Origin of the sequence: Microcystis sp. BLCC-F209 (genome assembly GCF_041928595.1) — a bacterium.
Lineage (GTDB): Bacteria > Cyanobacteriota > Cyanobacteriia > Cyanobacteriales > Microcystaceae > Microcystis.
Genome location: NZ_JBHFLL010000097.1, coordinates 1 through 8922, shown reverse-complemented (window position 1 = coordinate 8922; position 8922 = coordinate 1). Strand labels below are relative to the sequence as shown.

Below are 8922 nucleotides of genomic sequence, written 5' to 3'. Positions count from 1 at the left end.
CTGCTCTCTATCAATTCCTTGAGATGCCAAGTTAATATCATTCGAGCTAACAAAGGTAAGAATTACACAAGCCCCTTGAGGTACGTTATTGGGACTTTCTGTGAGTTCTACACGACCATGGCGATAAACTCCTTCAACACTTACTAGCACATTTCCTCATAGCATAAGTCATGAGTAATTTTAAGAGAGTATTAGTTAGGTTTTTGGCTTCTGTCTTTATCCCTGTTGAGGGAAGAACCGATTTTTGCTCCCCTTGTCCCTGCCGCCGGCAAACCCCAGCGTTTTTCCTATCTTAACAAAACTCAACTTTGAGAAAATTGTCGGAAAAGAGATATTAACTCAGAAAGCGATTATACTCAATAATCGAAGACTATTGGCCGGCGATCGATGAACCAAGACAACGAGATTAGTCATTTACTAGACCTCATGCCTGCTTCGGGACGGATGATGACGCGCATTGTCAGCAAACCCGAAAGCCCGAAGGTAATCGAAACTAATTTTCCCCTACCCTGGCAAAGAGGAGTCAGACCGATTCCAATTAATTTTGACCTCTGGCGGCAATTATCAAGATCCCAACGGGATTTAGTCTTGTTAAGGGCCGTCTCTGTTTTAACAGCAGTAAAATGGTTTAAACCCGATCTCGATCGAGTAATTGCTCTGGCTGGTATGATCGGTTTAACCGTGGAAACCCTGCAAACCGATGCCGTCGGTATGGCAGTGGCGGGGGGTTTAACTGCCTTGGCAATTAACCGGATTTGGCGGGAAAAACGCAGCCCCCAACGGGAATTAGACGCGGATGAAGCGGCCCTAAAAGTGGCCGTTAGACGCGGTTACACGGAAACCGAGGCCGCCAAAAGTTTATTATCGGCTATTGAGACTATAGCTGAAATTGAAGGGCGATCAAGTCTCAACTTTAACGAGTTATTGCGCTGTCAAAATCTGAAAAAATTAGCCAATCTCTCCTTTGTAGGTGTTCCCGATCAGGTGAGACAATCTTAAAGTCAGTTGTTTTGGCTCTCAGCTTTCTTTTTACTGATTACCGATCACTGACTACTTAAATCCCTAACCTTAAAATAACTGCCACAAAAATATTTTTCCCCTTGCCCAATGGCTGCAATTGACTCTTTAGAAAAAGCCTTAAAATATCACTTTGGCTACGATCAATTTCGACCGAATCAACGCCAAATAATTGAGGCTGCTTTAAACAATCAGGATTTATTAGTAATTATGCCCACCGGAGGCGGTAAATCTCTCTGTTTTCAGCTACCAGCTTTAATCAAAAAAGGGGTGACGGTGGTGGTTTCTCCCCTAATTGCTTTAATGCAGGATCAAGTAACTGCTTTAGCTGATAATGGCATCGGGGCAACATTTCTCAATAGCACTTTAAACGCTAAACAAGTCAGAGAAAGAGAATCTTTAATCTTGCAAGGAAAAATTAAACTTTTATATGTCGCCCCAGAAAGATTATTATCGCCTAGTTTTTTAGACTTTTTAGCTGTTATTGATAATTACCTCGGTTTAGCCTGTTTAGCGGTGGATGAAGCTCACTGTGTCTCCGATTGGGGTCATGATTTTCGCCCTGAATATCGACAAATTAAACAAGTTCGTCAACGCTTTCCCTCCGTGCCAATTCTGGCTTTAACTGCCACCGCTACTCAACAGGTTAGAGAAGATATTATCCAACAATTAGGATTGCGAGATACTTCCATTCATACTGCTAGTTTTAATCGTCCTAATCTTTATTATGAAGTGCAACCTAAAACCAGTAAATCCTATCAGCAATTGTATCAATATATTAAAGGACAAAAAGGGTCTGGCATTGTTTATTGTATCAGCCGTAAAACCGTCGATAAAGTAGCCGAACAGTTACAAAAAGATGGTATTGATGCCCTACCCTATCACGCGGGTATGGATGATCGGGAAAGAAGCGAAAATCAAACCCGTTTTATTCGGGATGATGTGCAGATTATGGTGGCAACAATTGCCTTCGGTATGGGGATTAATAAACCGGATGTGCGCTTTGTCGTTCATTACGATTTACCACGCAATTTAGAGGGATATTATCAAGAATCTGGCCGTGCGGGGAGGGACGGAGAACCGGCTAAATGTACCCTCTTTTTTAGCTTTGCCGATGCCAGAAAAATTGAGTATTTTATTAACCAAAAAACCGAGCAAAATGAACAGCAGAAAGCTCGTCAACAATTGCGACAGGTGTTAGATTATGCCGAGGGGACTGAATGTAGAAGATCGAGCGTACTAGGTTACTTTGGAGAAAGTTTTGCGGGTAACTGTGGTAACTGTGATAACTGTCGGAATGGTAAAAATAACCAGGATTGGACGATCGAAGCACAAAAATTTTTATCCTGTGTGGCGCGGACGGGACAGAAATTCGGTATGATGCACATAATCAACGTACTGAGGGGAAGAAAAGGTGAAAGAATCAGCCAATATCAACATCATTTATTATCTACTTATGGCATCGGTAAAGATAAAACTGTGGAGGAGTGGAAACGTTTAAGTCGTTCCCTTGTCCAGCAAAATATATTAGTAGAAACTGAAGACGATTTTAGAATCTTGAAACTTAATCAACACAGTTGGGAAGTGATGCGGAAACAACGTTCCGTGTTTATTGCCGTCCCCCAAAAAGCTAACGGTCAAATCGTGGGAGACGACAATCCCAATATGGTGGAAAGTGATTTATTATTCGAGCGCTTGCGGCAACTGCGGAAAAAAATTGCCGATAGTCAAGGGGTTCCTCCCTACGTTATTTTCCATGATTCTAGTCTGCGTTTGATGGCCCAATCGAAACCACGGAATTTGGGGCAGTTTCGTCAAATTTCTGGAGTAGTACACAGTAAAGTACAACAGTATGGGGATATATTTATAGCGGCAATTAATGATTTTTGTCAGGATAGTCTTCCCTCTACTCAATTCCTCACTCTCCAATACTATCAAGATGGGTTGAATGCGGAAGAAATCGCTCGCAAAAGAAGCTTAAAAGTCTCAACCATCTATGAACATTTAGCTAAATTGCTGGAGGCAGGTTACGAAATTGATATTAATCAGTTAGTCTCTAAAAATAAACAGGAATATATTCGTTTAGCGATCAAAAAAGTGGGCGATCAATCCCTGAAAACTCTCAAAGAAAATCTGGGAGATAATTATAGTTATGAGGAAATTAAATTAGTTGTTGCTTGGCAAAGACGACCACGGCAATAGGGCCAGAGCAACTCTTTTGATGCAATCCTCCACTTTAAAAGCAATAATAGATAATCAGTCTTTAACAACCAGATTTAGTATCACTACCCTCTCGCAATTACAGTTACAACCAGTGGGTTAATCGACTCAAAAATTGCTTTTTCTGGGGTTGAAACATTTTCAACCCTGATTTTTATCATCCAGGAAAAATAACTTCTAGGGGAGCGGGAATCATCTCGCTGCGAAAGTCCAGAATCTGAACTAGGATTAAATAGGCAATGGCGATTAAAATCGAAATCGCTCCCGTGATAATGGCGATAATTTTAGCAGAATTCATATAGTTAACCGATAATTTCCTCAGATTATTGATCTATTGCCGCAAAAGCTACCGAAATTTATTCTCATCTACGATTGCGAGCCTAAACAATTTAAACTGAATATATCTTACAGCACAATTATCCGAGGCGATTAAGAGGAGGAAAATCTTTACCGAATGAAGGTTCGTTACGGTTAAAGAGATTTTGCCATCGGTTCCACGAAAGAATAGGGTTGATCAGCTAGGATAACATCAGAATTTTGACTAATCCCGAACTGAGGTTCAGGTTTAACCCCAGTTTAACAGGAGATAGTTCTTGCGGCTCAATACATAGACTCAATTCTATGGTCAAGCTTTAAATTATTTTTTATTTGAATCTATACAACCAGCAAAACCCTTGCTATAATCGCCAATATATGGTAAAGAGACCGATTCCATCCACTGCATCGGCATCCCCAAAGTTGATCAACCTCGCTTTGTTTTAAGGTAGGCTCAGGCCTGCCTTACTTTTTTGGGTTGGGAAGCACTGGAGTTGGGGGAAAAGAGGAAAATGGGTCATTAAAGCTTAATTATCAGGAAAAAGCTCTGATCGTGTCTAAATTCTAGCTTTCTTTCGGGGCAAGCTTTCGGGTGATCAATAACTAACAGAAACTAAATTTTCGAGTTGTTGTTAGAAAATAGGCGAGCGCTCGCTTATAAAATAAGAGTTTCAGCACTTATGTGTTGACAGGGATTTTCCGAGATAGAAGAGCGATAAGATTTTTATTCACCTATGATCAACCTATGGCCTAAAATAATCATAAGGAGACAACATCACTCAATTTAAACTACTGACAGGAGAAGGAAAAGTCGGGACATACGGCGACTTGTTAAAATTAGGTAGTAGAGGAGATAACTTAACCCCTCATCATCTACCATCCAATGCGTATATGAAAGCGAAAATCAAAGGTTACACAACTAATCAAGGAATTGCTATCATGATGGAACACTTATCCCCCGGAAAAGGCGGTCGTCATCGTCAAACCTTATCTTATGGTAAAAGTCCAGACTTAACCCTTTCCCCTCGACAAACCTTAGCACAAGAAGTTTGGGATATTCGCTCAATTTATCTAGGTCAAGGATTATATAATGCAGATATTAGAAAGGGATTACAAGAACTCATTCAACTTAATAAAACTACCTGGTCAACCTTTTTTGATCAAGGAGCAACAACCCCATGGATTTAATAAAAATCCTACAAGAGAATCGCTTAATGAAAACACCCCAAGAAATTAACTTATTTGAGGAAACATTAGAAAAACTTGCCAAATATCCTGATGATAAACATTTAAAAGACTTACATCTTATCCTAGATGATAACTGTGAACATCCTGAAATTATGTTTAGTTTATTGCATTTTTTAGAAGATTTTGAACCCCAACAACAAATACAAGCTTTTATTGAAGTGATTCCTCAATTAATGATAACTGCACCAGAATGGACAAAAATCATTCACTATCGAATGATTAATGATGAATCTGCTGTTAAAATTTATCAGAATAGTCTGGAATTAGCCAATCAAAAAACACCTCATTTTTTGTATCAACTTTTACTAGAAAGCGTCAAAAATCATATTAATTCATCCTCGGAGGTCATCTTAACCTAAATTTTTGTATGACTTATAGAAATTAAAATGATATTTTGGTATCTGTAATCCCTTAAAAAATGTCGCTTTTTCTGGCATTTGTTCAACCTTAATTAATTTAATTTGAGACTCAGCGACTTCCCCCACCCCCCCAAAAGCCTGGATTGGGTAATAAAATCAAAAGTAAACGCCAATTTTAAAAGAGAGTTTCCCCTTAAAAATCCCAACCTATATCTTGAGCAATTAAACCCTCGACACTGTGGCCATCTTCTCCTTGAGACATGAGGTAACGTTCAATTAAAGGCAAACCCCTGTGTTTGTTAAGCAGGGAGCGGGAAGCGGGAAGCGGGAAGTGGGGGGAACAAATAAAATAATCTCCCGTCTCCGAGTCTCCTGACGACCGACTGCTGAGGGCTGATAGCGAAAATAACTGATCTGATCCCCTAGCGTGATAAGCTGAGTATTGGCTAATTTTACAAAAAATTAAGACTTTCCCCTTGTGGGAGTTATCAGCTAAAACCCAGAGTAGACATAAACAATGGTAGCGACAACAGAAACTAACGTTGGTAAAATCGTCCAGATCATCGGTCCTGTCATCGATGCCGAATTTCCCAGTGGCAAACTGCCCCGTATTTATAATGCCTTAACCGTAAAAGGAACTAACTCCGCCGGTCAAAATCTATCGGTTACTTGTGAAGTACAACAGTTACTCGGTGACAACCAAGTGCGGGCCGTTGCCATGAGTACCACCGATGGTTTAGTGCGCGGTATGGATATCGTGGACACCGGCGCGGCGATTAGCGTTCCCGTGGGTAAATGCACCCTCGGTCGGATTTTTAACGTTCTTGGTGAACCCGTGGACGAAAAAGGACCGGTTAACGTCACCGAAACCTCTCCTATTCACCGTCCCGCTCCCAAATTAGTCGATCTTGAAGTAACACCGACGGTTTTTGAAACCGGTATCAAGGTAATTGACTTGCTCACCCCCTACCGTCAAGGGGGCAAAATCGGCCTCTTTGGGGGTGCTGGTGTGGGCAAAACCGTCATTATGATGGAATTAATCAACAATATCGCCATTCAACACGGGGGTGTCTCGGTTTTTGGCGGTGTGGGTGAAAGAACCCGCGAAGGAAACGACCTCTACAACGAGATGATCGAATCGAAGGTAATCAACGCTGATAACCCCGAAGACTCGAAAATCGCCCTCGTTTACGGTCAGATGAACGAACCCCCCGGAGCGAGAATGCGCGTCGGTCTCTCCGCTTTGACCATGGCCGAATATTTCCGCGATGTTAACAAGCAAGACGTACTCTTATTTGTCGATAATATCTTCCGTTTCGTGCAAGCTGGTTCGGAAGTATCGGCGCTCCTTGGTCGGATGCCTTCTGCGGTAGGATACCAACCCACCCTCGGCACTGACGTAGGCGACCTGCAAGAGCGGATTACCTCCACCAAAGAAGGATCGATCACTTCCATCCAAGCGGTCTATGTACCTGCGGATGACTTGACTGACCCCGCTCCCGCTACTACCTTCGCTCACTTGGACGGAACTACTGTACTATCCCGCGGTCTGGCTTCCAAAGGTATCTATCCGGCGGTAGATCCCCTCGGTTCCACCAGCACCATGCTCCAAGCTGATATCGTCGGTGATGAACACTACGGCACCGCTCGCGCCGTCCAATCTACCCTGCAACGCTATAAAGAGTTACAGGACATCATCGCTATTCTCGGTTTAGACGAATTATCGGAAGAAGATCGTCTCACCGTTGACCGCGCTCGTAAAATTGAGCGTTTCCTCTCGCAACCTTTCTTCGTGGCCGAAGTGTTCACCGGTTCCCCGGGTAAATACGTTACTCTCGCTGATACGATCAAAGGCTTCCAGATGATCCTCAAAGGTGAACTCGATAGCTTACCCGAACAAGCGTTCTATATGGTCGGCAATATCGATGAAGCGATCGCTAAAGGCGAAAAACTCAAAAAAGGCTAATTAAAAGTCAGTAGTAACCGCGTTTAGCGGTTACTTAACCCAGAAATCTGCCAAAATTATCGTTATTATCACCAATGAGCATTACAGTACGGGTTATTACACCCGATCGCATTGTCTGGGATAACGTGGCCGAAGAAGTAATCCTACCCAGTTCCACGGGACAATTAGGTATTCTTAGCGGTCACGCTCCTTTATTAACTGCCCTGAATATTGGCGTAATGCGAATTCGACCGGGGAAAGACTGGGAAAATATCGCAGTTTTGGGCGGTTTTGCTGAAGTCGAAAATAATGAGATCAAAGTCCTCGTTAATGGGGCGGAATTAGGCTCAAAAATCGATAAGGAAAAAGCTCGCGCCGAATACGAACGGGCCCAAACTCGTCTCGATGAAGTCAGTAAAGGGGATGACCGTCGCAAAACTATCCAAGCGCAACAATCATGGCGCAAAGCTCGCGCTAGATACCAGGCCGCCGGCGGTTTAGTATCGGTTTAAACCAAACCAAATCAAATTAAATTCAAGCAAAATCGGGCGGGTTTATATAAACCTACCCGATTCTTTTTCAGTTATCAGTTATCAGTTATCAGTTATCAGTTATCAGTTAAGTAGTCGGACTTAAGGGAGGCAGGGGGCAGGAGGCCGTTTTTGTAACGGGGATTTATGCCCCGCTCCAAAAACTTTTCGCCTTAAGGCGAGGTTTTAGACCCGATTTTTTCGATAAATTAATTGCTACCACTAAACACAACTTCGGGGAATTTTAACTGTGCATCGGCCATGGGGATTTGTCGGCCTTGATTGCGTAACTCTTGCCAAAAATTAATTACTTCTGTGGCTTTGTTGAGAACATCAACGCGATCGGACTCATCAATCCAGTGTTTTGCTTCTAACTCCTCTTGCAGTTGTTGCCAAGCATCATTGCGCGGCCAGAAAAAATAAGCGGTGAGGGGGCTAGTTCCTTTGCCGACCACCTGATCCACAGCGATCGCTACGTTCTGATCTAACCACAATACTTTTAAAATAAACTTTGATTCGGAACTGACTGTCATTGTTAATCGTTAATCGTACAATTCTCGATTATATCATCTTTTGACTCAATTTTCCGCAGTCAGTTTTTAACTATTTTTTCCGATTTTTTCGCTAATAACCGCTATGATTCCAGAAACAGACTCTTTACCCTGTAAACAAATCGGTGTGGCCGTAATTAGAGATGATCGAGATTTAATTTTAATCGATCGCCGTCTAGCCAAGGGACTCCTGGGCGGTTTTTGGGAATTCCCCGGTGGCAAAATCGAAGGCAATGAAACGGTGCAGGAATGTATTAAACGGGAGGTATTAGAAGAAATTGGCATTGAAATCGCAGTGGATAGTCATTTAATCACCATCGATCACACCTATAGTCATTTTCGGGTTAATCTACAAGTATATAACTGTCGTTATCTCAGCGGCGAAGCGCGGGCGATCGAATGTGAAGAAATCCGCTGGGTAACTATCCAGGAACTAGATAATTACACTTTCCCCGCGGCCAATCAAGAGATTATCGAAAATTTGGGTTAAAACCCCGTCCTTTTAGGACGGCTTTAAGCTACAATGGAAAAAGCGATAACCAAGCTAAAAACTGAACCTTGACAACAGATAGTAGGGGGTTTTGTTCAGAAAAGAATTCAAATTCGGCCTTGAACGAGTAAAACTTTCTAGGAAATAAGGTTGAACATTAGATTTTTTCGACTTGTTCAAAGTGGCCGGAGGGCATCCGGACACTCAAAACGGACGTGGAGAAAGAGTCAGACTTAAGCAATTAAGC

General features: G+C 42.3%; 9 protein-coding genes. 7 read left to right on the top strand and 2 right to left on the bottom strand.

Annotated features, from left to right (window positions below; translation table 11 throughout):
- Positions 1–387: 387 nt before the first annotated feature.
- Both ACE1AQ_RS06350 and recQ read left to right on the top strand, forming a co-directional pair.
- The gene (locus ACE1AQ_RS06350; protein WP_008202677.1) at positions 388–999 is read left to right on the top strand and encodes a DUF3318 domain-containing protein; all 612 of its coding nucleotides are present in this window, start codon (positions 388–390) and stop codon (positions 997–999) included.
- Between the two features lie 108 nt (positions 1000–1107).
- Positions 1108–3219 (top strand): DNA helicase RecQ, encoded by a 2112-nt coding sequence (gene recQ, locus ACE1AQ_RS06345; protein ID WP_106908726.1) that lies wholly within the window; start codon positions 1108–1110, stop codon positions 3217–3219.
- Positions 3220–3394: 175 nt separating this feature from the next.
- On the opposite strand, the gene ACE1AQ_RS06340 is transcribed toward recQ, so the two are convergent.
- On the bottom strand, positions 3395–3535 hold the full coding sequence (locus ACE1AQ_RS06340) for a hypothetical protein (protein ID WP_008202673.1): 141 nt from the start codon (positions 3533–3535) through the stop codon (positions 3395–3397).
- Between the two features lie 908 nt (positions 3536–4443).
- Between ACE1AQ_RS06340 and ACE1AQ_RS06335 the strand changes: the two genes are divergently transcribed.
- The 4 genes from ACE1AQ_RS06335 to atpC all read left to right on the top strand — a co-directional run bounded on the left by ACE1AQ_RS06335 (position 4444) and on the right by atpC (position 7616).
- A complete protein-coding gene (locus tag ACE1AQ_RS06335; RefSeq protein WP_106908727.1) occupies positions 4444–4740 on the top strand; it encodes a hypothetical protein in 297 nt (98 codons plus the stop codon).
- A complete protein-coding gene (locus tag ACE1AQ_RS06330; protein WP_106908728.1) occupies positions 4731–5159 on the top strand; it encodes an Imm30 family immunity protein in 429 nt (142 codons plus the stop codon). The genes ACE1AQ_RS06335 and ACE1AQ_RS06330 overlap by 10 nt, the downstream gene beginning before the upstream one ends.
- A 517-nt stretch (positions 5160–5676) precedes the next feature.
- A complete protein-coding gene (gene atpD, locus ACE1AQ_RS06325) occupies positions 5677–7125 on the top strand; it encodes a F0F1 ATP synthase subunit beta (protein WP_008202669.1) in 1449 nt (482 codons plus the stop codon).
- Between the two features lie 74 nt (positions 7126–7199).
- Entirely contained in the window at positions 7200–7616 is a 417-nt protein-coding gene (gene atpC / locus ACE1AQ_RS06320) for an ATP synthase F1 subunit epsilon (RefSeq protein WP_002735380.1), read from the top strand.
- Positions 7617–7843: 227 nt separating this feature from the next.
- Here atpC and ACE1AQ_RS06315 read toward each other — a convergent pair whose 3' ends face one another.
- Positions 7844–8167, bottom strand: a complete 324-nt coding sequence (locus ACE1AQ_RS06315; protein ID WP_002760450.1) for a 30S ribosomal protein PSRP-3 — start codon at positions 8165–8167, stop codon at positions 7844–7846.
- Positions 8168–8270: 103 nt separating this feature from the next.
- On the opposite strand from ACE1AQ_RS06315, the gene mutT reads away from it, so the two are divergent.
- Positions 8271–8675, top strand: a complete 405-nt coding sequence (gene mutT, locus ACE1AQ_RS06310; protein WP_012263846.1) for an 8-oxo-dGTP diphosphatase MutT — start codon at positions 8271–8273, stop codon at positions 8673–8675.
- Positions 8676–8922: the final 247 nt, after the last annotated feature.